Source organism: Klebsiella sp. X1-16S-Nf21 (assembly GCF_002837615.1).
Taxonomy (GTDB): domain Bacteria; phylum Pseudomonadota; class Gammaproteobacteria; order Enterobacterales; family Enterobacteriaceae; genus Klebsiella; species Klebsiella variicola.
Genome location: NZ_PJDK01000007.1, coordinates 89,417 through 112,606, shown reverse-complemented (window position 1 = coordinate 112,606; position 23,190 = coordinate 89,417). Strand labels below are relative to the sequence as shown.

The 23,190-nt window shown below is 56.9% G+C and carries 19 protein-coding genes and 1 pseudogene; 13 read left to right on the top strand and 7 right to left on the bottom strand.

What is annotated here, in order from left to right:
* A partial coding sequence (locus CW267_RS05705) for a LacI family DNA-binding transcriptional regulator (protein WP_133124735.1) occupies window positions 1–418 on the bottom strand: 418 nt, incomplete at its 3' end.
* A 291-nt stretch (window positions 419–709) separates the two neighbouring features.
* Here CW267_RS05705 and CW267_RS05700 point away from each other — a divergent pair.
* The 3 genes from CW267_RS05700 to CW267_RS05690 all read left to right on the top strand — a co-directional run bounded on the left by CW267_RS05700 (window position 710) and on the right by CW267_RS05690 (window position 3,832).
* Window positions 710–1,642: a dihydrodipicolinate synthase family protein gene (locus CW267_RS05700; protein ID WP_008807155.1), complete on the top strand. Its 933-nt coding sequence runs from the start codon at window positions 710–712 to the stop codon at window positions 1,640–1,642.
* Between the two features lie 129 nt (window positions 1,643–1,771).
* A complete protein-coding gene (locus tag CW267_RS05695) occupies window positions 1,772–3,061 on the top strand; it encodes an Nramp family divalent metal transporter (protein ID WP_008807154.1) in 1,290 nt (429 codons plus the stop codon).
* Between the two features lie 99 nt (window positions 3,062–3,160).
* Window positions 3,161–3,832, top strand: a complete 672-nt coding sequence (locus CW267_RS05690) for a hypothetical protein (RefSeq protein WP_008807153.1) — start codon at window positions 3,161–3,163, stop codon at window positions 3,830–3,832.
* A gap of 30 nt (window positions 3,833–3,862) precedes the next feature.
* Here CW267_RS05690 and msrA read toward each other — a convergent pair whose 3' ends face one another.
* Complete coding sequence (gene msrA / locus CW267_RS05685; RefSeq protein WP_008807152.1) at window positions 3,863–4,498, bottom strand: peptide-methionine (S)-S-oxide reductase MsrA; 636 nt, start codon at window positions 4,496–4,498, stop codon at window positions 3,863–3,865.
* 208 nt (window positions 4,499–4,706) lie between these two features.
* Here msrA and tamA point away from each other — a divergent pair, with 208 nt between their 5' ends.
* The 3 genes from tamA to CW267_RS05670 are packed head-to-tail and all read left to right on the top strand — an operon-like array spanning window position 4,707 to window position 10,560.
* Window positions 4,707–6,440 (top strand): autotransporter assembly complex protein TamA, encoded by a 1,734-nt coding sequence (tamA, locus tag CW267_RS05680; RefSeq protein WP_008807151.1) that lies wholly within the window; start codon window positions 4,707–4,709, stop codon window positions 6,438–6,440.
* Window positions 6,437–10,213: an autotransporter assembly complex protein TamB gene (tamB, locus tag CW267_RS05675; protein ID WP_008807150.1), complete on the top strand. Its 3,777-nt coding sequence runs from the start codon at window positions 6,437–6,439 to the stop codon at window positions 10,211–10,213. Before tamA ends, tamB begins: the two co-directional genes overlap by 4 nt.
* Window positions 10,214–10,215: 2 nt before the next feature.
* Window positions 10,216–10,560, top strand: a complete 345-nt coding sequence (locus CW267_RS05670) for a gamma-glutamylcyclotransferase (RefSeq protein WP_008807149.1) — start codon at window positions 10,216–10,218, stop codon at window positions 10,558–10,560.
* 143 nt (window positions 10,561–10,703) lie between these two features.
* On the opposite strand, the gene CW267_RS05665 is transcribed toward CW267_RS05670, so the two are convergent.
* Together CW267_RS05665 and ppa are read right to left on the bottom strand one after the other, a co-directional pair.
* Window positions 10,704–11,891 carry a hypothetical protein gene (locus CW267_RS05665; protein WP_100781443.1) on the bottom strand — a complete coding sequence of 396 codons (1,188 nt, stop codon included), beginning with the start codon at window positions 11,889–11,891 and terminating at the stop codon, window positions 10,704–10,706.
* Between the two features lie 74 nt (window positions 11,892–11,965).
* Window positions 11,966–12,496, bottom strand: coding sequence for an inorganic diphosphatase (ppa, locus tag CW267_RS05660; protein ID WP_002886766.1), 531 nt, complete (start codon window positions 12,494–12,496; stop codon window positions 11,966–11,968).
* 403 nt (window positions 12,497–12,899) lie between these two features.
* On the opposite strand from ppa, the gene ytfQ reads away from it, so the two are divergent.
* From ytfQ to yjfF, 4 genes are all read left to right on the top strand, one after another.
* Window positions 12,900–13,856, top strand: coding sequence for a galactofuranose ABC transporter, galactofuranose-binding protein YtfQ (gene ytfQ / locus CW267_RS05655; RefSeq protein ID WP_008807147.1), 957 nt, complete (start codon window positions 12,900–12,902; stop codon window positions 13,854–13,856).
* Window positions 13,857–13,979: 123 nt separating this feature from the next.
* Window positions 13,980–15,482 (top strand): galactofuranose ABC transporter, ATP-binding protein YtfR, encoded by a 1,503-nt coding sequence (ytfR, locus tag CW267_RS05650; RefSeq protein WP_008807146.1) that lies wholly within the window; start codon window positions 13,980–13,982, stop codon window positions 15,480–15,482.
* Window positions 15,483–15,492: 10 nt separating this feature from the next.
* Window positions 15,493–16,518 (top strand): galactofuranose ABC transporter, ATP-binding protein YtfT, encoded by a 1,026-nt coding sequence (gene ytfT / locus CW267_RS05645; protein WP_048271419.1) that lies wholly within the window; start codon window positions 15,493–15,495, stop codon window positions 16,516–16,518.
* A complete protein-coding gene (gene yjfF, locus CW267_RS05640; RefSeq protein WP_002886825.1) occupies window positions 16,505–17,503 on the top strand; it encodes a galactofuranose ABC transporter, permease protein YjfF in 999 nt (332 codons plus the stop codon). The genes ytfT and yjfF overlap by 14 nt, the downstream gene beginning before the upstream one ends.
* A gap of 42 nt (window positions 17,504–17,545) precedes the next feature.
* Here yjfF and fbp read toward each other — a convergent pair whose 3' ends face one another.
* On the bottom strand, window positions 17,546–18,544 hold the full coding sequence (gene fbp / locus CW267_RS05635; RefSeq protein ID WP_008807144.1) for a class 1 fructose-bisphosphatase: 999 nt from the start codon (window positions 18,542–18,544) through the stop codon (window positions 17,546–17,548).
* Between the two features lie 175 nt (window positions 18,545–18,719).
* On the opposite strand from fbp, the gene mpl reads away from it, so the two are divergent.
* Together mpl and CW267_RS05625 are read left to right on the top strand one after the other, a co-directional pair.
* Window positions 18,720–20,093, top strand: coding sequence for a UDP-N-acetylmuramate:L-alanyl-gamma-D-glutamyl-meso-diaminopimelate ligase (gene mpl, locus CW267_RS05630; protein WP_023296931.1), 1,374 nt, complete (start codon window positions 18,720–18,722; stop codon window positions 20,091–20,093).
* Window positions 20,094–20,161: 68 nt separating this feature from the next.
* Window positions 20,162–20,689, top strand: coding sequence for a GNAT family N-acetyltransferase (locus tag CW267_RS05625; RefSeq protein WP_012969092.1), 528 nt, complete (start codon window positions 20,162–20,164; stop codon window positions 20,687–20,689).
* 47 nt (window positions 20,690–20,736) lie between these two features.
* On the opposite strand, the gene CW267_RS05620 is transcribed toward CW267_RS05625, so the two are convergent.
* Complete coding sequence (locus CW267_RS05620) at window positions 20,737–21,945, bottom strand: aldose 1-epimerase family protein (protein ID WP_060876401.1); 1,209 nt, start codon at window positions 21,943–21,945, stop codon at window positions 20,737–20,739.
* Window positions 21,946–22,129: 184 nt separating this feature from the next.
* Here CW267_RS05620 and CW267_RS30365 point away from each other — a divergent pair.
* Window positions 22,130–22,245 (top strand): annotated as a pseudogene (locus CW267_RS30365) (hypothetical protein).
* Window positions 22,246–22,578: 333 nt separating this feature from the next.
* Here CW267_RS30365 and yjgA read toward each other — a convergent pair.
* The gene (gene yjgA / locus CW267_RS05615) at window positions 22,579–23,130 is read right to left on the bottom strand and encodes a ribosome biogenesis factor YjgA (RefSeq protein WP_004177664.1); all 552 of its coding nucleotides are present in this window, start codon (window positions 23,128–23,130) and stop codon (window positions 22,579–22,581) included.
* Between the last annotated feature and the right edge of the window lie 60 nt (window positions 23,131–23,190).

The window sequence follows — 23,190 nt, the reverse complement described above, 5'->3', positions numbered from 1 at the left end:
CCAGGCGGCAGGTGGAAAGGATCAGGCCGTCCACCCGGCGGTCTAACAGAGATTGCGTGGCGCGCTCTTCCGTTTCTGGATCGTTGCCACAGGTGGCCACTACCGTGAAATACCCATGGCGCGCAGCGGCCTGAGAGACGGCTTCATAGAACATCGCCGTCACGGTATCAGTCAATCTGGGGACCAGTACGCCTATCGTGCCGGTATCGCCCCGGCGCAGACTTGACGCCACATAGTCACGTCGATAACCCAACTGCTTCGCCGCTTCGCGTATTTTTTCAGCGGAAGGGCTGCGGGACGGGGGGAGACGTTCATCCAGCACGCGTGAAACAGTTGAAACACTCACGCCTGCAGCGCGTGCCACATCCTGCATCGTGATCGTTCTTCCATTTTGCTCTGAAGATGACTGATTTCCCATGACCGATTCCCTGTTTAAATTCAGCTGAGATTGTATTCGTAGTTATTTCGCCCACGCAACTGAATTGGCGTGAACGGTAACAGGCAATAATGTGGGAAATAGATCACGTAATGCAGATTGATAAACATTTAAGCCGCTCTTTTTTGTGATGCGAATTGCATTTATTCGCAGAGTACCCTTGATCTTGCGGAGTAAAGGGAAGACATTTCAACTCACTTGCAATCGTTCCTGCAATCGATTTCAAGAAGGGGATTTTATCATCTTTATTGTTGAAATGTGTAAGGAGTTAACATGAAAGCACTTGATTTGCGTGGTATTGTTCCAGCCCCCGTTACCCCTTTTACCCGCGATGGACGCATCGATCATCAAGCGATCAAACGCTTAGGTTCCTGGCTTGGCAGCGTGAAAGGCGTGAAAGGTCTGGTGGTGCTGGGACATGCCGGGGAAGGTACCTTCCTGACTCAGCAGGAGCAGGCCGATGTTATCCGTAGTTTTGTGGACTCGACCGAAGGCCGCGTGCCGGTTATCGCCGGTATTACCGGCGAAGGGACGGAAGTGGCGGCGCTGGAAGCACAGCGTGCCGTCGACGCTGGCGCCTCTGCTGGCCTGCTGTATCCCTCCCATGGCTGGCTGCGTTTTGGCTACCAAAAAGGGGCGCCGCAGGATCGTTATCGCGTGGTATACGAAGAGAGCGGCCTGCCGCTTATTCTGTTTCAGTATCCGGATGTCACGAAAGCCACCTATAACCTCGAAACGATGCTGGATATCTCCGCGCAACCGGGAGTCTTTGCGATGAAAAATGGCGTGCGGAATATGCGCCGCTGGGATACGGAAATTCCGGTGATTCGCCGCGAACGCCCTGATTTACAGATCCTCAGCTGTCATGATGAATATTTGCTGCATACCGCTTTTGATATTGATGGTTTCCTGGTGGGGTATGGCAATATTGCGCCGGAACTCCTGTTAGAGCTGCTGGAGGCCGGAAAAGCGCAGGATTATGTGAAGGCCAAAGCGGTTCACGATCGTCTGCTGCCGGTTACCAAGGCCGTTTATCACCGTGGCTCACATATGGAAGGCACGGTCGCGCTGAAACATGCTCTGGTTGAACGTGGCATCCTGGAACACGCGACCGTTCGTTCACCGTTGTTACCGCTGGAACCCGGCGCGGAAGAAGAGATCAAAGCGGCTATCCGTGAAGCAGGTATTAAAAAAGCGGTTATTTAATTCATTATTTGTATGTTAAACCCGTATTCTTCATGAATACGGGTTGGTTTTACCAGGGACTATCCGGTTTTATTCAATATATAAGGTTGGCCATATAATATTCTGTAAAGATAATATAATGAGGCTGTCATGAATAATTTAGAAAAAACATCTTCCACTGTACCCGCACAAATAGAAAAACTTCCCTTCTCTCAATTAATTCGCCGTATTGGTCCGGGTATTGTTCTTACCGGGGTCGTTGTCGGTCCCGGCGCTATCACCACCGCGTCGATGTTAGGGGCGGACTATGGCTACTCTTTGTTATGGCTGCTGATCCCCATTGCCTTTATGGGGATCACGTTTATGTTGACGACCTATCGTATCTCGATGCTCACCGGAATGCCGTCAATCGAGGCGATACGTCACTATTACGGTAAAGTCGCCTCGGGGTTTGTGGGGGGGGCTACTTTTTTAGCCTGTCTTTTTTTTACCATGGGGAATATCTCGGGTACCGGGGCCGGCATGAACCTGGTTTTCGGCATTGACTGGAAACTCGGTGCGTTAATTATGATTGCGGTGATGATCTATTGCTATTTCTCTAAAGGCGTTTATTCCAAAGTCGAAAAAGGGATCACTATTTGTATTGTGGCAATGATTATCGCTTTTTATATTACCCTGGTAGGGACGGGGGGACCAGACTGGAAAGCCAGTGGCGAAGGGTTAACGCATTGGATGTTTCCTGCGGGGAGTTTAGTCACCGCCCTGGGCTTTATCAGTACCAATGCCTCCCTGACGACCGGGATCTACGGCACTTACCTTGGCAAAGAGAAAAAATGGAAAAAAGATGACCTCTTTAATGGCGTGATGGTGGCGGATACCGTCGCCCATATTATCGGTGTGCTGCTGATCAGCGGGGCGATTATTCTGGTGGGGGCCATCGTCCTTTTTCCGCAAGGGATATCAATCAATACGCCGACGCAGCTGGCCGATTTGTTAACGCCCAGTATGGGACGGGCGGCAAAATACATTATGGGTGTCGCCCTATTGGGGGCGGGTTTCTCATCTCTACTGGGGAATACTCAGCGTGGGGTTGTGCTGCTCAATTCCGGCTTCAATAAATCTACCGCGCTGGAGAGTAAAGCGGTCCAGTGGGGATCCATGGTGGTGCTGGTGGTGGCGGGGTTAATCTGCTTTAGCTTTGGCGGTTCGCCGGTGCAGTTAATTTACTTAGCGAATGTGGCAACGGCGGTATCCACGCCGGTCGCCGGCTTGTTTATTTGCCTGCTGCTGTGGCGAAAGGATATTAATAAAGGATACAAGGCGCCACGGTTATTACAAATATGCATGGCGATCAGCTATCTCTTTTGTTTGTTGCTCACTCTCGTTGCGCTGATAAATACCTTACCTAAGTTTATGTCCTCTCTTTCAACCCTGTTTTGAGGTGGGGTATGACTGATGCTGCGCGATTAAGCGAAGGCTGGAATCAGATGCGTCCCGGCATGGGCGTTGTGCAAGTACGTATAACAGAGGGAAAATAAAATGGAAGAGACTGTTTTACTGGATGTGCAGAGAATACAGACCTCCGAACAGAGCAGCATTATTCTTCACTCTGTCCGGGCGGTGGATTTAGTGAATCACCTGGTACCTGAGTTACACCTCCTCGATAGCCACAGCGAGCCATACAACGTCCAAAAAACAGTGGTTAACTGCCTTTATGCCGGACAGCAGCTTGCCAGAGAACGGCGGGTTGTTTTGCCATTATTGCCAGAGTCGCTCTATTTGCTGGGTGGGATGGTGATTGCTGCCGGGAAGACCATCGAGAAAAAAGAGGTTATTACCCATAATCGTCTGTGCGAAGAGGCCGGGAGGCTGCTGAAAGACGAGGCGGTATGGGAGAGTATCGACATTATAAGAAGTGTTGCTCTGCCTGTTTACCGCCGGCTGGTGAAAGAGCAGCGCACCCACGTCGCCTCTTTATTACAGGCTCTGCTGCATATCCTTGCCTGGCGTAGCGAGAGTGGCTGGGCGCGGGACCAGGCGCAAAGAATACTATGGGCCGGGGGCGTGTTCGGAACGGCAGGCATCGATTCGCTAATCGCTTTCGATCGGGCATTGGCAGAGAAAGAGATGACGTTTCCGTCATTGCGTGAATGGTTAACCGTGACGGCATTTCTGGCCCACTTCCCTGCGGGCCCGGTCTTTTCTGATTAACCACCACACCCCGATAGCGCAATCGGGTTGTTACTGAGGCGGCAGGCACACGCCGATGCCGCCGATGCCGCAATAGCCGTGCGGGTTTTTATACAGATACTGCTGATGATCGTCTTCGGCATAGTAGAAGGGTTTGGCGGTAGCGATCTCGGTAGTGATGTGACGAGTATCGTGCGCGTCGTTCATCGCCGCCTGGAAGCGGGCGAGGCTGGCCTTTGCCGCTGCCGTTTGTTCCGGCGTCAGCGGGTAAATCGCCGAACGGTACTGGGTACCGTGGTCGTTGCCCTGTCGCATGCCCTGCGCCGGATCGTGATTTTCCCAGAACACCTGTAATAACTGCTCATAGCTAATGACCTGCGGATCGTAAACCACGCGCACTGCTTCCGCGTGACCGGTCTGGCCGCTGCACACTTCGCGATAGGTCGGATTTGGCGTATAGCCGCCGGTATAGCCTGCGGCGGTGCTGTAAACCCCCGGCAATTGCCAGAACAGGCGCTCCACTCCCCAGAAGCAGCCCATGGCGAACAGCGCCACTTCCATCCCCGCCGGGACGTTGGTCATCGAGTGGCCGTTAACTGCGTGGAGCGTCGCCACTGGCATGGGGGTATTGCGTCCAGGCAGCGCATCCGCCTGGGCGACAAGATGCGTTTTATCAAATAGACTCACGGTTGGCCTCTCAATACAGAAATCGTCGTTAAGGTTGTAACGAAGCGTGTCTTTTAACACAATAAACACGCGTAATACGTCTAGATTAATACATAAGAATTATTTGGGTTATTGCCACTTTTTCAACCCTGGTTGTTAGGGTTTTGTTAAGCCGTGGAGCGGCGCCAGTGTTTCCTGTAGGGGGAAACAGGGAGATTCAGGAGAAAATGTGCTAAAAATCCGCCAGTTATGTATCACCAGCCTTTTGCTGGTCAGCGGGGTCGCCAGCGCAGCGAATGTGCGTTTGCAGGTTGAGGGATTATCCGGGGAGCTGGAGAGAAACGTTCGCGCCCAGCTTTCCACCATCCAGAGTGATGAGGTCACGCCGGATCGTCGCTTTCGCGCGCGCGTCGATGACGCCATTCGCGAAGGTCTGAAAGCGCTGGGTTATTACGAGCCGACGATTGAATTTGATTTACGTCCGCCGCCGAAAAGGGGGCGTCAGGTGCTGATCGCCAAAGTGACCCCGGGTGAACCGGTGCGCATTGGTGGAACCGAGGTCATTCTGCGCGGCGGCGCCCGTACCGATAGCGACTATCTGGCGCTGCTAAAAACGCGTCCGGCCATCGGGACGGTGCTGAACCATGGCGATTATGACGGTTTCAAAAGCTCGTTGACCCGCGTCGCCCTGCGCAAAGGCTACTTTGACAGCGAGTTCAACAAAAGCCAGCTCGGGGTCTCCCTTGACCGCCACCAGGCGTTCTGGGATATCGATTACGACAGCGGCGAGCGCTATCGCTTTGGTCACGTCACCTTCTCCGGATCGCAAATTCGCGATGAATACCTGCAAAACCTCGTGCCGTTTAAAGAGGGCGACTACTACACCTCGCAGGATCTGGCCGAGCTAAACCGCCGCCTGGCGGCGACCGGCTGGTTCAGTTCAGTCGTGGTGGCGCCTGATTTCGCTAAGTCACGGAAAACCAAGGTGCTGCCTCTGCAGGGCGTTGTTTCGCCACGCAAAGAGAACACCGTGGAAACCGGGGTTGGTTTTTCAACCGATGTCGGGCCGCGCGTGAAAGCCACGTGGAAAAAACCGTGGATGAACTCGTATGGCCACAGCCTGACCTCCAGCGTCAGCCTCTCTGCTCCGGAGCAGCAGTTCGACTTTACCTATAAAGTCCCGCTGCTGAAGAGCCCGCTCGAGCAGTACTATCTGATGCAGGGCGGCTTTAAGCGCACCGATCTTAATGACACCCAGGCCGACTCCACCACGCTTGGGGTATCGCGTTTTTGGGAGATGTCGAGCGGCTGGCAGCGGGCGATCAACCTGCGCTGGAGCCTGGACCACTTTACCCAGGCGAACGTCACCAACACCACCATGCTGATTTACCCTGGGGTCTCGGTGAACCGCACTCGCTCTCGCGGCGGTCTGATGCCCACCTGGGGCGATTCACAGCGCTACTCCGTGGACTACTCCAACACCATGTGGGGCTCGGACATCAACTTCATCGTGATGCAGGCCCAGGACGTCTGGATCCGTACCCTCTATGACCGCCACCGCTTTGTGGTGCGCGGCAACCTTGGCTGGATCGAAGCGGACAACTTTGACAAGGTGCCGCCGGATCTGCGCTTTTTCGCCGGGGGCGACCGCAGTATTCGCGGCTATAAATACAAATCTATCTCGCCGAAGGACGATGACGGCAAGCTGATCGGGGCCTCGAAGCTGGCGACCGGCTCGCTGGAGTATCAGTACAACGTCAGTGGTAAATGGTGGGGCGCCGTGTTTGTCGATAGCGGCGAAGCGGTCAGCGATATTCGCGAGAGCGATTTCAAAACCGGCGCCGGGGTGGGCGTGCGCTGGCAGTCGCCGGTGGGGCCGATCAAGCTGGATATCGCCCGGCCGATCGGCGACAAAGAAGAGCATGGTTTACAGTTTTACATCGGTCTGGGGCCTGAATTATGAGTTTATGGAAGAAAATAAGCCTCGGCGTCTTAATCGTGTTGGTGCTCCTGCTGGGCACCGTCGGGTTCCTGGTGGGGACGACCACCGGCTTACATCTGGTGTTCAAAGCGGCGGATCGCTGGGTACCGGGGCTGGATATCGGCAAAGTCACCGGTGGCTGGCGTGATTTAACCCTCGATAATGTCCGCTACGAGCAGCCCGGGGTGGCGGTGACCGCCGGTCAGTTTCACCTCAGCGTCCGGTTGCGCTGCCTGTGGGACAGCAGCCTGTGCGTAAACGATATCGCGCTGCGCGATATTTACGTCGCCGTCGATACGAAGAAGATGCCGCCCGCCGCGCCGGTCGAGGAAGAAGACAGCGGGCCGCTGAATCTCTCCACCCCTTATCCGATCACCCTCAGCCGCGTCGCACTGCATAACGTCAACGTCAAAATCGACGATACTGCAGTGTCCGTGCGCGATTTTTCCACCGGCCTGAACTGGCAGGAGAAAAACCTGACCCTGACGCCGACCTCGCTGCAGGGGCTGCTAATCGCCCTGCCGAAGGTGGCGAAAGTGGCGCAGGAGCAGGTGGTCGAGCCGAAAATCGACAACCCGAAGCCGCAGGAAAAACCGCTCGGCGAGACGATGACCGACCTCTTCTCGCAGCCGGTGCTGCCGGCAATGACCGATGTCCATCTGCCGCTGAACCTCAATATTCAGGCGTTCCGCGGAGAACAACTACGCCTGACCGGCGATACCGACATCACCGTGTATAACCTGCTGCTGAAAGTCAGCAGTATCGACGGTCAGATGAAGCTCGACGCCCTCGATATCGACTCCGATCAGGGCAAGGTCAGCGCCTCGGGCCACGCGCAATTGCAGGATAACTGGCCGGTGGACATTACCCTCGCCGGAACGCTGAACGTTGACCCGATGAAAGGGGAGAAGGTGCAGCTGAAGGTGGGCGGCGAAGTGCGTAAAACGCTTAAGGTCGGGGTGGACTTAAGCGGGCCGGTCGCGGCCACGCTGCGCGCGGATGCGCAGCTGGCGGAGGCCGGGCTGCCGCTCAATATGGAGCTGAAGAGTAAGCAGCTCGCCTGGCCATTCAGCGGCGAGAAGCAGTTCCAGGCCGACGACGTCCAGCTGAAGTTTAGCGGCAAAATGACCGACTACGCGCTGGCCTTCTCCACGGCGGTGAAAGGTCAGTCGCTGCCGCCGGCGAAAATCACCCTCAACGCCAAAGGCAATGAGCGGCAGATTAATCTCGACAAGCTGACGGTCAACGCCCTGGAAGGGAAAACCGAGCTGAAGGCGCTGCTCGACTGGCAGCAGGCGATCAGCTGGCGCGGCGAGCTGACCCTCGATGGGATCAACACCGCCAAAGAGGTGCCGGACTGGCCGTCGAAGCTCAACGGCATGATCAAGACCCAGGGCAGCCTGTACGGCGGCAGCTGGCAGATGTCGGTGCCGGAGCTGAAAATTACCGGCAACGTGAAGCAGAACAAAGTGGATGTTTCGGGCTCGCTGCAGGGTAACAGCTATCTGCAGTGGAAAATCCCGGGCCTGCACCTGGCGTTAGGCCCGAACAGCGCCGATATCAAAGGTGAGCTTGGGGTGAAGGATCTTAACCTCGACGCCACTATCGATGCCCCGCATCTGGATAATGCATTGCCGGGGCTTGGCGGAACGGCGAAGGGGCTGGTGAAAGTGCGCGGCACTGTCGATGCGCCGCAGCTTCTGGCCGACATCACCGCCCGGGCGCTGCGCTGGCAGGAACTGACGATCGCCCAGGTCAACGTCAAAGGGGACGTGAAATCCACCGATCAGATTGGCGGTAATCTGGATGTGCGGGTCGATCGCATTAGCCAGCCGGGGGTCAATATCAGTTTGGTGCAGCTCAATGCCAAAGGTACTGAGAAGCAGCATGAGCTGCGGCTGCGCGTGCAGGGCGATCCGGTTTCCGGCCAGCTGACGCTGGCAGGCAGCTTCGATCGTCAGGCCGAACGCTGGAGAGGCTCGCTGAGCGATACCCGCTTCCAGACGCCGGTAGGGCCGGTAGCGCTGACGCGCAGCATTGCGCTGGACTACCGCAACCAGGAGCAGAAAATCAGCATTGGGCCACACTGCTGGACCAACCCGAACGCCGAGCTTTGCGTCCCGCAGACCATCGACGCGGGCGCCAGCGGGCGGGCGCGAGTGAACCTCAACCGCTTCGATCTGGCGATGCTTAAGCCGTTTATGCCGGAGGCGACCCAGGCCAGCGGCGTGTTTACCGGTAATGCCGATGTGAGCTGGGACACCACCAAAGAGGGGCTGCCGCAGGGCAAAGTGACCCTCAGCGGGCGCAACGTCAAGGTGACCCAGGTGGTCAACGACGCGCCGCTGCCGGTGGCATTCGATACGCTGAACCTCAGCGCCGACCTGCATAACAATCGCGCCGAGCTGGGCTGGCTTATCCGCCTGACCAACAATGGTCAACTGGATGGGCAGGTGCAGGTCACCGACCCGCAGGGGCGGCGTAATCTCGGCGGCAACGTCAATATCAGCAACTTCTCGCTGGCGATGATCAACCCGATTTTCGCTCGCGGCGAAAAAGCCGAGGGGAGGCTCAACGCCCGTCTGCGTCTGGGCGGCAACGTGAAAAGCCCGCAGCTGTTCGGCCAGATGCAGCTCAGCGGGGTGGATATCGATGGCAACTTCATGCCGTTTGATATGCAGCCGAGCCAGCTGGCGATGAACTTCAACGGCACGCGCTCGACCCTGCAGGGGACGGTGAACACCCGCCAGGGGCAAATTGCTCTCAGCGGCAACGCCGACTGGACGCAGATCGATAACTGGCGGGCGCAGATTGCAGCGAAGGGCAGCCGGGTGCGGATCACGGTGCCGCCGATGGTGCGTCTCGATGTGTCGCCGGACGTGGTGTTTACCGCCACGCCGAGCCTGTTCAGCCTTGATGGCAAGGTGGATGTGCCCTGGGCGCGGATCGTGGTCAACGAGGTGCCAGAGAGCGCGGTTGGCGTCTCCTCTGATGAAGTGATGCTGGATAAAAACCTCAAGCCGATTAATCAGCAGAGCGCCGGTATCCCGATCAACAGCAACCTGACGATTCACGTCGGCAACAACGTGCGTCTGGAAGCCTTTGGTCTGAAAGCGCGTCTGACCGGTGATTTGAAAGTGGCGCAGGACAAGCAAGGCTTGGGCCTCAACGGGCAGATCAATATTCCGGACGGCCGCTTCCACGCCTATGGTCAGGATCTGATTGTTCGCAAAGGGGAGCTGCTGTTCTCCGGTCCGCCGGATCAGCCGCTGCTGAATATCGAAGCGATTCGTAACCCGGATGCTACCGAAGACGATGTGATCGCCGGCGTTCGCGTCACCGGCTCCGCCGATCAGCCGAAAGCGGAGATCTTCTCTGACCCGGTGATGTCCCAGCAGGAAGCGCTATCTTATCTGCTGCGCGGCCAGGGTTTGAGCAGCGGACAGAGCGATAGCGCCGCGATGACCTCAATGCTTATTGGAATGGGGGTTGCACAAAGTGGTCAGGTTGTGGGTAAAATCGGCGAGACGTTTGGCGTAAGCAATTTGGCGTTGGACACCGAAGGGGTAGGCGACTCTTCCCAGGTGGTGGTCAGCGGCTATGTACTGCCGGGTCTGCAGGTAAAATATGGGGTCGGTATTTTCGACTCCCTGGCGACGCTGACTTTACGTTATCGCCTGATGCCTAGGCTATATGTGGAAGCGGTGTCTGGCATTGACCAGGCGCTCGATTTGCTCTATCAGTTTGAGTTTTAGCAATGCGAATATTTGTTTACGGCAGTTTACGACGCAAACAAGGCAACAGCCACTGGATGACCAACGCCCAGTGGCTGGGCGCTCATAGTGTCAACGATTATCAGCTGTACAGCCTGGGCCACTATCCAGGCGCGGTGCCCGGCGAAGGCACAGTACATGGTGAAGTTTATCGTATTGATGCATCGACGCTGGCCGAACTGGATGCGCTACGCACGAAGGGGGGCGAGTATGCGCGCCACCTCATTCAGACGCCTTACGGCAGCGCATGGATGTATGTGTATCAACGTTCCGTTGAGGGATGCACGTTGATAGCGAACGGCAACTGGTTGGATCGCGACCAGTACTAACCACGACAGCGCCACCTTCGGGTGGCGTTGTTTTTTCTGCTCCATGCCTTACCAGAGTGGCAGACGATCCTTCGCCAGCCACATCGCGGAAGCCAGCGTCGTCAGCGCGAGAAAGAATAATCGTCGTGTTGGAGTACTGAACATTACATGATCTCCTCGAGCGCGGTATGGCGGGCCACTCCCTGCAGGTAGCGCCGCATCACCGAGCGCATCTTCAGCCAGTCAGCCACCCGGTGTGATAATAACCAGGCCGTCGGGCCAATCAGCTCCAGTACCGCCAGGATCCCGCCGAAACTGAGTAATAATAGGGACAGCATGTCCAGTGAATCCTGAACCTGCCACCAGACGCTCCGGCCTGACTGAAGGGCACTGATGAGTTCAACAGCGAGAAATAGCAGATACATCACCAGCGCGAGGCCGTAAAACAGGTAATAGAGCAGCGCCAGTTGTCGGCGACCTGGATAGAGTGGATGGTTTTTTATATAAGCCGCGCCGTCGCTGGCATTGTATAGCGCGTGGATCGCACGGCTGTCGCGCTCGTACACGGCGACGAGGCGATCGCCAATGGCGATAAACGGTGGCTGACGACGATAGAGAACGGGATGCAGCGCGAAATTGGCGCAGCCTGTCTGCCACCAGAAGGCCAGCGGCGCCGTGTCGCATTGTATCCCAACGCCATGGTATTCCCGCGTTGGGTTCCCCGCGAACCACTTCTTAAAAATGATATTGCTAATTTTTCCCGTCCGGACGGCATAGCGTTCCGGCAGGGCTTGCGTAAAAGGCATTGCCGACTGGCGGACGGCCCGCGCCGTTGCAGGTAGCCGCTGGCAAAAGGAAAAGTCGCGGCGGCGGGCCTGCGCCATCTTCGTCAGCAGATCGCGCATGGCGGGGTGCCGTTTTAGTACCGGGTGGAACAGTCGCTCATAGAGCCCTGTTAACAGTCCGATGAAGGCCAGTATCGCGATAATGCCGCAGCCGAACCTTCCCCATTCTGAGGTGCTCATCACGAGCGGGATAAGAGCGACGATGAGCGTCAGCAGGCTGATAATCAGCAGCGGACGGGCCCAGCGCGTTACCCGTTGACTGGGTTCAAGGAGCGTTTCGCCATCGCTGAGCCAGTGGATCCAGTAACAGCCGTTGTCCAGACGGCGGACGCCAAGGTGCAGAGGCTGATTGATCGTCAGGCGGTCAAAAAGCGCGGGGTCTTTAAAATAGCGTTTATCGGTATAAAAGACATGCTCGCCGGCGATAAGGCGCAGATATCCCTGTTTTTCACAGGCGGCGGTGGTGAAACCGGTATAGTTCAGAGTGAAATAGCGAACGCTTTTCACGGGACACCCTCCATGGTGTTATCGCGGCTATCCGTGCCGCAATCAGGCAGGGGATGACCCTGCCTGAGACAGAATTACTTCTGCTTTGCGCGCTCGAAAGAGGCAACGATTTCAGCTTTCGCCGCTTCCGCGTTGTCCCAACCGTCGACTTTAACCCACTTGCCTTTTTCCAGATCTTTGTAGTGCTCAAAGAAATGAGTGATCTGGGCTTTCAGCAGTTCCGGCAGATCGTTCACATCGTTGATGTGATCGTATTCTTTGCTCAGCTTGGTGTGCGGTACGGCAACCAGTTTCGCATCTTCACCGGATTCGTCGGTCATCTTCAGAACGCCAACCGGACGGCAGCGGATCACGGAGCCCGGCTGCAGCGGGTACGGCGTCGGGACCAGCACGTCAACCGGGTCACCGTCCAGGGACAGGGTGTGGTTGATGTAACCGTAGTTGCACGGATAGAACATTGCTGTGGACATGAAACGGTCAACGAATAGTGCACCGCTCTCTTTGTCGACTTCATATTTGATAGGATCTGCGTTCGCCGGGATTTCGATCACGACGTAGATGTCTTCCGGCAGATCTTTGCCCGCAGGTACGTTGAGTAAGCTCATGTCTGTTTCCTTTAAAATGTATGGCAAACAAGTGCTCGGTATTATAGCCAACTCACATCGAAAGTCTTCGCTTCTTTTTCCCGATATCGCCGCGGAGTGCTCCGAATTTTTCGCGTAATAATGACATGAAAATCCATAAACATAGCCACATCATGAATAAATTTATGTAACCGTTTTCATTGCATGTGATTGATTTATCAAACTGCTTAAAAAAACGTCATAAACCGCAACAGCCGCGCTCCCTGCGAAGCCTTATCGGCTCTCCGCTGGGCAGCGGGGCCATCATTAACATCTCATTTACTTTTTTGAAGTGTGATGTAACGCATTCAGTTACATCACCGATTGTCTATAGTTTGTCCGCAGGTGAGACTTTAACCAACAATAACCCTACGAGGATACCCTTATGTGGAAGCGCTTACTTCTTGTCACAGCAGTTTCCGCAGCTATGTCGTCTATGGCGATAGCTGCCCCGCTAACCGTAGGTTTTTCGCAGGTCGGTTCTGAATCCGGCTGGCGTGCGGCGGAAACCAGCGTCGCGAAAGAGGAGGCCGCCAAGCGCGGTATCACCCTGAAGATCGCTGATGGTCAGCAAAAACAGGAAAACCAGATCAAAGCAGTGCGTTCCTTTATCGCTCAAGGGGTCGACGCGATCTTCATTGCACCGGTGGTGGCCACCGGCTGGGAACCGGTGCTGAAAGAGGCGAAAGAGGCCAAGATCCCGGTCTTCCTTCTCGACCGTTCCATTGATGTTAAAGATAAAGATCTCTACATGACCACCGTGACCGCCAACAACGTGCTGGAAGGCCAACTGATTGGCGACTGGCTGGTGAAAACCGTCGACGGTAAGCCGTGTAACGTCGTTGAACTGCAGGGCACCGTTGGGGCCAGCGTGGCCATCGATCGTAAGAAAGGGTTCGCCGACGCGATTGCCAAAGCGTCGAATATCAAAATTATCCGCTCTCAGTCCGGCGACTTCACCCGCAGCAAAGGGAAAGAGGTGATGGAGAGCTTTATCAAAGCTGAGAATAACGGCAAAAACATCTGCATGGTCTTCGCCCATAACGATGACATGGTAATCGGCGCCATCCAGGCCATTAAAGAGGCGGGTCTGAAGCCGGGCAAAGATATCCTCACGGGCTCCATCGACGGCGTGCCGGATATCTATAAAGCCATGATCGCTGGTGAAGCCAACGCCAGCGTCGAACTGACGCCAAATATGGCCGGTCCGGCGTTTGATGCGCTGGAGAAATACAAAAAAGACGGCACCCTGCCTGAGAAGCTGACCATTACCAAATCGACGCTGTATCTGCCGGATACGGCGAAAGAAGAGTTAGAGAAGAAGAAAAATATGGGTTACTGAGTGGGGATCCCCTCATTCCAACCCTCTCCCCGGTGGGAGAAGGTAAAAAGCAGCGTTCCAGTAACCCCGGGAAGCCCAGCGCGACCCGGGGTAACCTGACATCATTTAAAGGTGACATCGATTATGAGCGCCGAGGCACACCAGGAGATCCTTCGCACCGAAGGACTCAGTAAATTCTTCCCCGGCGTTAAGGCGCTGGATAACGTCAACTTTAGCCTGCGGCGCGGCGAAATCATGGCCCTGTTGGGCGAAAACGGCGCCGGAAAATCGACGCTGATCAAAGCGCTTACCGGCGTTTATCATGCCGATCGCGGCACCATCTGGCTGGAAGGCCAGGCTATTTCGCCCAAAAATACCGCCCATGCCCAGCAGCTGGGGATTGGTACCGTCTACCAGGAAGTGAACCTTCTACCCAATATGTCGGTGGCGGATAACCTGTTCATCGGCCGTGAGCCGCGGCGGTTTGGCCTGCTGCGACGCAAAGAGATGGAGGCACGGGCGACGGCGCTGATGGCCTCCTACGGCTTTTCTCTCGACGTGCGCGAACCGCTGAACCGCTTTTCGGTGGCGATGCAGCAGATCGTCGCTATCTGTCGGGCCATCGACCTGTCGGCCAAAGTGCTGATCCTCGATGAGCCCACCGCCAGCCTCGATACCCAGGAGGTGGAGATGCTGTTCACCCTGATGCGCCAGCTCAGGGATAACGGCGTCAGTCTGATCTTCGTCACCCATTTTCTCGACCAGGTCTATGCGGTCAGCGATCGCATCACCGTGCTGCGCAACGGCAGTTTCGTCGGCTGCCGCGAGACCCGCGAACTGCCGCAGATTGAGCTGGTGAAAATGATGCTGGGTCGCGAACTGGACCACAATGCCCTGCAGCGGGCGGGTCGTACCCTGCTGAGCGATAAGCCTGTGGCGGCGTTTGAAGGCTACGGTAAAAAAGGCACCATCGCCCCGTTCGACCTGCAGGTCCGTCCGGGCGAAATTGTGGGCCTCGCCGGCCTGCTGGGTTCCGGACGCACGGAAACCGCCGAGGTGATCTTCGGTATTAAAACGGCGGACAGCGGGAAGGCGTGGATCAAAGGCAAACCGCAGACCCTGCGCTCTCCGCATCAGGCTTCCTGCCTCGGGATCGGCTTCTGTCCTGAAGATCGCAAAACCGACGGCATTATCGCCGCCGCTTCGGTGCGGGAAAATATCGTCCTCGCCCTGCAGGCGCAGCGCGGCTGGCTGCGGCCGATCCCCCGGCGTGAACAGAACGAGATCGCCGAGCGCTTTATTCGCCAGCTGGGGATCCGTACCCCGAGCGCGGAGCAGCCGATCGAGTTTCTCTCCGGCGGCAATCAGCAGAAGGTACTGCTCTCCCGCTGGTTACTGACCAAACCGCAGTTCCTGATCCTCGATGAGCCGACCCGCGGCATCGACGTCGGCGCCCATGCGGAAATTATTCGCCTGATTGAAACCCTCTGCGCCGATGGTCTGGCGCTGCTGGTTATCTCCTCTGAACTGGAGGAGCTGGTGGGTTACGCCGATCGGGTCATTATCATGCGCGATCGCCGACAGGTGGCGGAGATCCCGCTCGCCGAGCTCTCTGTACCGGCGATCATGAACGCTATTGCGGCATAAGGAGTAACTCATGATGCCTCGATCTCTTTCGCAAACCGGCCCTGAGAAGCGACGCTTCAGCTGGCCGAAGGGCACCCCACAGATCATTGCCTTGCTGCTGGTTCTGCTGGTCGACAGCCTGGTGGCGCCCCATTTTTATCAGGTGGTGCTCCAGGATGGCCGCCTGTTTGGCAGCCCGATCGATATTCTTAACCGCGCCGCGCCGGTGGCGCTGCTGGCCATCGGCATGACGCTGGTGATCGCCACCGGCGGCATCGACCTGTCAGTGGGGGCGGTGATGGCGATTGCCGGCGCGACGGCCGCCTCGATGACCGTCGCCGGGCATAGCCTGGCGGTGGTGGTGCTGGCCTCGCTGGGGGCCGGTGCGCTGGCCGGACTGTGGAACGGTATCCTCGTGGCGATCCTTAAGATCCAACCTTTTGTGGCGACGTTGATCCTGATGGTGGCCGGGCGCGGGGTCGCGCAGTTAATCACCGCCGGACAGATCGTCACCTTTGATTCCCCGGCCCTGGCATGGCTCGGCAGCGGATCGTTTCTGCTGTTCCCGATGCCGGTGATCATCGCCGCCGCCACCCTGCTGCTGTTCTGGCTGTTTACCCGTAAAACGGCGCTGGGCATGTTTATCGAAGCGGTAGGGATCAACATCCGCGCGGCGAAAAACGCCGGCGTGAATACTCGTATCGTGGTGATGCTGGCCTATGTCCTGAGCGGCGTCTGCGCGGCGATTGCCGGGATCATCGTGGCGGCGGACATACGCGGCGCGGATGCTAATAACGCCGGGTTGTGGCTCGAACTGGACGCCATTCTGGCGGTGGTCATCGGCGGCGCCTCGCTGATGGGCGGGCGCTTCAACCTGCTGCTGTCGGTGGTGGGGGCGCTGATTATCCAGGGAATGAATACTGGCATTTTGCTCTCTGGCTTCCCGCCGGAGCTCAACCAGGTGGTGAAAGCGGTGGTGGTGCTGTGCGTACTGATTGTCCAGTCGCCGCGCTTTATCGGTTTACTGAAAGGGGTACGCGGCCATGATAAAACGTAATTTACCGTTGATGATCACCCTGGCGGTGTTTGTACTGGGCTATCTCTACTGCCTGACGCAGTTCCCCGGCTTTGCCTCAACGCGGGTGATCTGCAATATCCTGACGGATAATGCCTTCCTCGGGATCATCGCCGTGGGCATGACCTTTGTGATCCTCTCCGGTGGGATCGATCTGTCGGTGGGGTCGGTGATCGCTTTTACCGGCGTCTTCCTCGCCAAAGCGATTGGCTTTTGGGGAATATCGCCGCTGGTGGCGTTTCCACTGGTGCTGGTGATGGGCTGCGCCTTCGGTGCGTTTATGGGGCTGCTTATCGACGCGCTGAAGATCCCGGCTTTTATCATCACGCTTGCCGGCATGTTCTTCCTGCGCGGCGTCAGCTATCTGGTGTCGGAGGAGTCGATTCCGATTAACCATCCGGTCTACGACACCTTGTCCGGACTGGCATGGACCATCCCCGGCGGCGGTCGTCTCAGCGCCATGGGGCTATTGATGCTGCTGGTGGTGGTGGCCGGTATTTTTGTCGCCCATCGCACCCGCTTTGGCAACCAGGTGTATGCCATCGGCGGCAACGCGACGTCGGCGAATTTAATGGGGATTTCGACTCGCAGCGCCACGATCCGTATCTATATGCTTTCCACCGGGCTGGCGACGCTGGCCGGGATCGTCTTTTCCATTTATACCCAGGCGGGCTATGCGCTGGCGGGCGTCGGCGTGGAGCTGGACGCGATTGCCTCGGTGGTGATCGGCGGCACACTGCTCAGCGGCGGTGTTGGCACCGTGCTGGGAACGCTGTTCGGGGTGGCGATCCAGGGGCTGATTCAGACTTACATCAACTTCGATGGCACCCTCAGCTCATGGTGGACGAAAATTGCGATCGGTATTTTGCTGTTTATCTTTATCGCGCTGCAGCGTGGGCTGACGGTGCTGTGGGAAAATCGGCAGAATGCGGCGGTGACGCGGGTGAGCGGAGCGGGGAGTCGCTGACAGGGAACTCCCTTCCCGCAAGGCGGGAAGGGAGGGCAGGGATCAGGCGTCCGGGAATGCTTTAATGAAGTTCTCGACGTCTTCAACCATGTGGTTGTTACCGACAAAGAAGGAGCGGCGCTGGTGCAGGCTTTCCGGGATAATATCCAGAATACGCTCTTTACCGTCGCTGGCCTTACCGCCCGCCTGTTCGGCGAGGAAGGCCATCGGGTTGCATTCATACAGCAGGCGCAGCTTGCCGTCCGGGTGGCTGGCGGTGCTCGGATACAGGTAGATGCCTCCCTTCAGCAGGTTACGGTGGAAGTCCGCCACCAGCGAGCCGATATAGCGTGAGGTATAAGGACGCTGAGTCTCTTTGTCCTCTTCCTGGCAGTACTTAATGTACTTCTTCACGCCCTGCGGGAATTTGATGTAGTTGCCTTCGTTGATGGAGTAGGTATTGCCCTTCTCCGGGAAGCGCATGCGCTCCTGACACAGACAGAAGACGCCGAGGGACGGGTCGTAGGTGAAGGCGTGGACGCCGCAACCGGTGGTATATACCAGCATCGTCGAAGAGCCGTAGACCACATAGCCCGCGGCCACCTGCCTGTTACCCGGCTGCAGGAAGTCTTCTTCTGTCACCGGCGTGCCGACAGGCGTGACGCGGCGGTAGATAGAGAAGATCGTTCCGACAGAGACGTTAACGTCGATGTTAGAGGAGCCATCCAGAGGGTCCATCAGCACCACGTATTTGGCGTGTTCACACCCTTCGAAGACGACAATTTCATCTTCTTCTTCGGAGGCGATCCCGGCAACAATATCGCGTGCTCGCAGTGCGGCTTTTAATTTTTCATTAGCGAACAGATCGAGTTTTTGCTGAACCTCGCCCTGAACGTTTTCAGCACCGCTGGCACCCAGGATATCGACCAGACCGGCCTTGTTGATATCGCGGTGGATGATCTTGGCGCCCAACTTTATTGCTGACAACAAAGCAGTCAGCTCACCGGTGGCGTGGGAGAACTCGTGCTGCTTTTCAACAATAAACTCACCTAACGTTTTCATAACTCGTTCCCTGCATTTTTATGTTGAGTAAAACGAACGCAACAATCTTAACAAAGAATCAAAAAAGTGCGCACTGGTGAATCGCGCCAGCAAAATACAGATTCGCCTGAAATGCATTTCGCCAGGGCCCGGGATATGGGTAAAATGTGCCCCGGATAAGAGAAGGAAATGACGAATGCGCATTCATATTTTAGGAATCTGTGGCACGTTTATGGGGGGCCTGGCCATGCTGGCGCGCTCCCTCGGTCATGAGGTAACAGGGTCGGATGCTAACGTCTATCCGCCGATGAGCACCCTGCTGGAAAACCAGGGGATTGATTTAATTCAGGGTTATGACCCCAGCCAGCTGGATCCCCGGCCGGATCTGGTGATCATCGGTAATGCCATGACTCGCGGCAACCCGTGCGTTGAAGCGGTGCTGGAAAACAATATTCCGTATATGTCCGGCCCGCAGTGGCTGCACGACTTCGTGCTGCGCGATCGCTGGGTGCTGGCCGTCGCCGGGACCCACGGCAAAACCACCACTGCCGGGATGGCAACCTGGATCCTCGAAGCCTGCGGCTATAAACCGGGCTTCGTGATCGGTGGCGTACCGGGGAACTTTGATGTTTCCGCACGCCTGGGCGACAGCCCGTTCTTTGTGATTGAAGCCGACGAATATGACTGCGCCTTCTTCGACAAGCGCTCCAAGTTTGTTCACTACTGCCCGCGGACGCTGATCCTCAACAACCTTGAGTTCGACCACGCGGACATCTTTGACGACCTGAAGGCGATTCAGAAACAGTTCCACCATCTGGTGCGTATCGTGCCGGGCAAAGGCAAAATTATCCTGCCGGAGAACGACATCAACCTGAAGCAGGTGATGGCCATGGGCTGCTGGAGCGAGCAGGAGCTGGTGGGCGAGCAGGGCCACTGGCAGGCGAAGAAGCTGAACGCCGACGCCTCGCAGTGGGAAGTGCTGCTCGACGGCGAAAAGGTTGGTGAAGTGAAGTGGGCGCTGGTCGGCGAGCATAATATGCATAACGGCCTGATGGCGATTGCCGCGGCGCGTCACGTCGGCGTGCTGCCGGCGGATGCCGCGAACGCGCTGGGCAGCTTTATCAACGCCCGCCGTCGCCTGGAGCTGCGCGGCGAAGCCAACGGCGTCACCGTGTATGACGATTTCGCCCATCATCCGACGGCAATCCTCGCCACGCTGCAGGCGCTACGCGGCAAAGTGGGCGGCACCGCGCGTATTCTCGCCGTGCTGGAGCCGCGCTCTAACACCATGAAAATGGGCGTCTGCAAAGACGATCTGGCGCCGTCTCTCGGTCGCGCTGATGAAGTGTTCCTCCTGCAGCCGCAGCATATTCCTTGGCAGGTGGCGGAAGTGGCGGAAGCCTGCGTCCAGCCGGCCCACTGGAGCGCCGACGTCGATACCCTGGCGGAGATGGTGGTCAAAACCGCCCACCCGGGCGACCATATCCTGGTGATGAGCAACGGCGGCTTCGGCGGCATTCATCAGAAGCTGCTGGATAAGCTGGCGCAAAAAGCGGCCGCGGCAGAATAAGCGCGAACGCCTCCGATCACTGCCCTCCGTGTGAGGGCAGTTTTGTTTTCGCCACCAGGGATTGTGCCATGCTGAACTGCGAAAGATTACGTTCTACCGACTCGCCCCATTTCGCCACGCTGGACGCGCTCTACGCGCGCGCCTTTCCGTGGCACGAGCAGCGGGAAAGCGACGCCAAACTTCAGGCGCTGAGCCACCCGCGCTACGCGCTGGAAGCGTGGTTCGATGAGGGCGTATTTATCGGCCTCAGCGGCTGCTGGCAGTTTGCCGGCTACGGTTATATCGAACATCTGGCGATCGACGATACGCTGCGCTCCCGCGGCTATGGTAAACAGCTGCTGGCGCAGATCCTGACGCGCGCGCCGCTGACCATTCTGGAAATCGATCCGCTAACCACGGCAATCGCTCATAAACGGCTGCGCTTTTATCAGTCGATGGGATTTCATGCCAATGCGTGGGCGCATCATCACCCGAGCTATCATCAGGGCATCGCGGATCATGAGTTGCTGGTGCTGAGCTACCCGCAGCCGATCGATGAGCGACAGTACCAGCAGTTTGCCCGGGATCTCGGGCGCGAGGTGATGGGGCGGGAGTAGTCCGGAACGGGGCGTCGCCCCGCTCCGGGAATTCACTGGTTACAACCTTACTCTTTGGCGATCGGCGTCTCGTTCTCCGCGACTTTATTGTCGCCCTGAATCTGCGCGATTTTCTGCTCAACGGCGGCCACCTGAGCGCTGTCGTGCAGCAGGGTGTAGGTCAGATCAAACTGCGCGCTGGCGCCCGGCTGCAGCTGCTTCACGCGTTTTTGTTCGCGTTCAATGGTGACCGGATAGGCGTAGCTGGTGCCCGGTTCGATACCGGTGACGTAGCCCTGTTTGATGGTGTCGGTGTTTTTCCATAGCGTCAGGACCGGCAGCTGACGGGTATCAAACTGAATGGAGGCCCCTTTATCGCCCGCTTTGTTGACCACCGCGGCCAGGGTCTGGTGATTTTCATCGGCCAGCGGCTGAATATTAAATACCATCTCGTCAAAATCTTTGGTCGGTCCCTGATAGGTCTGCCAGGTTTTTAACCCGCTCTTCGCGTAATCATTGAACGGGCTGATGCTGGACATCGGGGCGAGGAAGCGCGCGCCTTCTTCCAGAATCGGGGTGCCGAAGTTGCTGTGGTAGATAATCTGATAATCATGCGGATAGTCAGCATGGTTGGTTAAGACATCATGCAGGCTGAAGCTGTTGCTGCCCGGCACGTAGCGCAGTTCGGTCAGGGTCTGCAGATCGGCTTTTTTGAAGGTGCTCTCTTTCACCAGGCCGCGGATGCGGATTTCATACGGCGCGCTGTCAGCCACCTCGACTTCTACCCGCGAGGCCGGAGTGTTGCCCGCCTTGCCGTGCAGGGTATAAATCTGCCCGTCCGCGGTCACCGGATGGCCGGTCCATTCATAGCCGCAGCGGACCATCATCTCGTTGAATCCTTCCAGCCAGCCGAGTCCATTGCGGCTTTCCAGGTTGATAAACGCCGGGTTGACGACCTCTTTAACCGGCGAATCCCAGCCCATCCGGCTGCCGAAACCCTCAATACGCAGTAAGTTCATGCCGCGGGTTGGGCTGAGAGTGATGGTCAGGCCGTCTTTACTGTGAATGGTGAGGATTTTGCTGCCTTCCTGCTTACCGCCGTGCAGGACTTTTTGCTCAATGCTGAACACATGGTCTTTCACCTTCAGCTGATCGCTGCTGATCTGCCAGTTTCCTTTATCCATCCCCTCTTCAGCGTTCGTCAGCACCCATGTTTTTGCCGCGGCCGAGCCGGAAACCAGCAGGGCGATCGTCGTCAGAACCAATGTCTTTTTCATTTTTATTCCCTTTTTGCTGAATCGATTGTGTCATTGACGTGTGAAATCTACCGGCATGGGGGTGATTAAAATGTGAAGCGCCTCACCTGGTGAGAAAGTGGCCGTTTTTATGATGTTAAATGAGATTAAAGTCGTATTATTTTGCTAAGTAATGCGTATTTATCACCAGGATATGTGATCTACATTGTTTTTAGCTTTAACGATTCAGCTTGGCAACAAGGCAAAAAACAAACGTATCGTCGTGCGGATGAGGGGACTCATCCGATGCGACGGGAATCCCCCTGCTGGCGCAAGCCTTAGAACTGGGGTGAAGGTAGGCCGGATAAGGCGTTAGCCGCCATCCGGCACAATGACGGGAACGGAGTCTGATGCAGGTTGCCCGGCGGCGCTGCGCTTGCGCGGGCCTACGGTGTTGAGTAACCGTTTGATATACAGGGCTCCGTAGGCCGGATAAGGCGTTAGCCGCCATCCGGCACAACGACGGGAATGGAGTCTGGTACAGGTTGCCCGGCGGCGCTGTGCTTGCGCGGGCCTACGAAACAGAGTAACCGGTTGATATACAGGGATCTGTAGCCCGGATAAGGCGCAGCGCGCCGCCATCCGGGAGACTATTGCGGGCAAAAACAGCGGGACTTAGCCTTCGTTTTCCGCCAGTTCACGCAGATACTGGAAGATCAGGCGCGCCGATTTCGGCGGCTTGTTGCCTTCTTTCTCTTTCTTCGCATTGCGGATCAGCGAACGCAGCTGCTGACGGTCAGCATCTGGCCACAGGTTCAGCACTTCAGCGACAGCGTCATCCCCATCGTCAATCAGTCGGTCGCGGATCTGCTCCAGCTTGTGGAACAGCGCAACCTGCTGGTTGTGACGGTTTTTCAGCTTGTCCAGCGCCTGACGAATCGGATCGACATCGCGGTTGCGCAGCATCTTACCGATAAGCTGCAGCTGGCGGCGGCGACCCTCTTTTTTGATTCGCTGGGCGAGTTCGATGGCGTCGCGCAGGTCAGTATCCAGCGGAATTTTATCCAGCGCGTTTTTCCCCAGGTCAACGAGTTCCGCGCCAAGACGCTTCAGTTCTTCCGCGTCGCGCTTAATTTCACTCTTACTGACCCAGATGATTTCATCATCTTCATCTTCAACGTCATCACCGGGCACGTCGTCGAGCCAGTCTTCGGGCTGCTTTGTCATCTCAGGCTCCTTAAAAAAAGAGGCTAATGTTACCAGTTAAGGCGCGCACTGAAAAACGGT

What these genes read in the sequence shown, in the direction of transcription:
- CW267_RS05700 (WP_008807155.1), top strand. Translation starts at nt 710, where the DNA reads ATGAAAGCACTTGATTTGCGTGGTATTGTTCCAGCCCCCGTTACCCCT.
- CW267_RS05695 (WP_008807154.1), top strand. Translation starts at nt 1,772, where the DNA reads ATGAATAATTTAGAAAAAACATCTTCCACTGTACCCGCACAAATAGAA.
- CW267_RS05690 (WP_008807153.1), top strand. Translation starts at nt 3,161, where the DNA reads ATGGAAGAGACTGTTTTACTGGATGTGCAGAGAATACAGACCTCCGAA.
- tamB (WP_008807150.1), top strand. Translation starts at nt 6,437, where the DNA reads ATGAGTTTATGGAAGAAAATAAGCCTCGGCGTCTTAATCGTGTTGGTG.
- CW267_RS05670 (WP_008807149.1), top strand. Translation starts at nt 10,216, where the DNA reads ATGCGAATATTTGTTTACGGCAGTTTACGACGCAAACAAGGCAACAGC.
- ppa (WP_002886766.1), bottom strand. Translation starts at nt 12,496, where the DNA reads ATGAGCTTACTCAACGTACCTGCGGGCAAAGATCTGCCGGAAGACATC.
- ytfQ (WP_008807147.1), top strand. Translation starts at nt 12,900, where the DNA reads ATGTGGAAGCGCTTACTTCTTGTCACAGCAGTTTCCGCAGCTATGTCG.
- ytfR (WP_008807146.1), top strand. Translation starts at nt 13,980, where the DNA reads ATGAGCGCCGAGGCACACCAGGAGATCCTTCGCACCGAAGGACTCAGT.
- ytfT (WP_048271419.1), top strand. Translation starts at nt 15,493, where the DNA reads ATGATGCCTCGATCTCTTTCGCAAACCGGCCCTGAGAAGCGACGCTTC.
- yjfF (WP_002886825.1), top strand. Translation starts at nt 16,505, where the DNA reads ATGATAAAACGTAATTTACCGTTGATGATCACCCTGGCGGTGTTTGTA.
- fbp (WP_008807144.1), bottom strand. Translation starts at nt 18,544, where the DNA reads ATGAAAACGTTAGGTGAGTTTATTGTTGAAAAGCAGCACGAGTTCTCC.
- mpl (WP_023296931.1), top strand. Translation starts at nt 18,720, where the DNA reads ATGCGCATTCATATTTTAGGAATCTGTGGCACGTTTATGGGGGGCCTG.
- CW267_RS05625 (WP_012969092.1), top strand. Translation starts at nt 20,162, where the DNA reads ATGCTGAACTGCGAAAGATTACGTTCTACCGACTCGCCCCATTTCGCC.
- CW267_RS05620 (WP_060876401.1), bottom strand. Translation starts at nt 21,945, where the DNA reads ATGAAAAAGACATTGGTTCTGACGACGATCGCCCTGCTGGTTTCCGGC.
- yjgA (WP_004177664.1), bottom strand. Translation starts at nt 23,130, where the DNA reads ATGACAAAGCAGCCCGAAGACTGGCTCGACGACGTGCCCGGTGATGAC.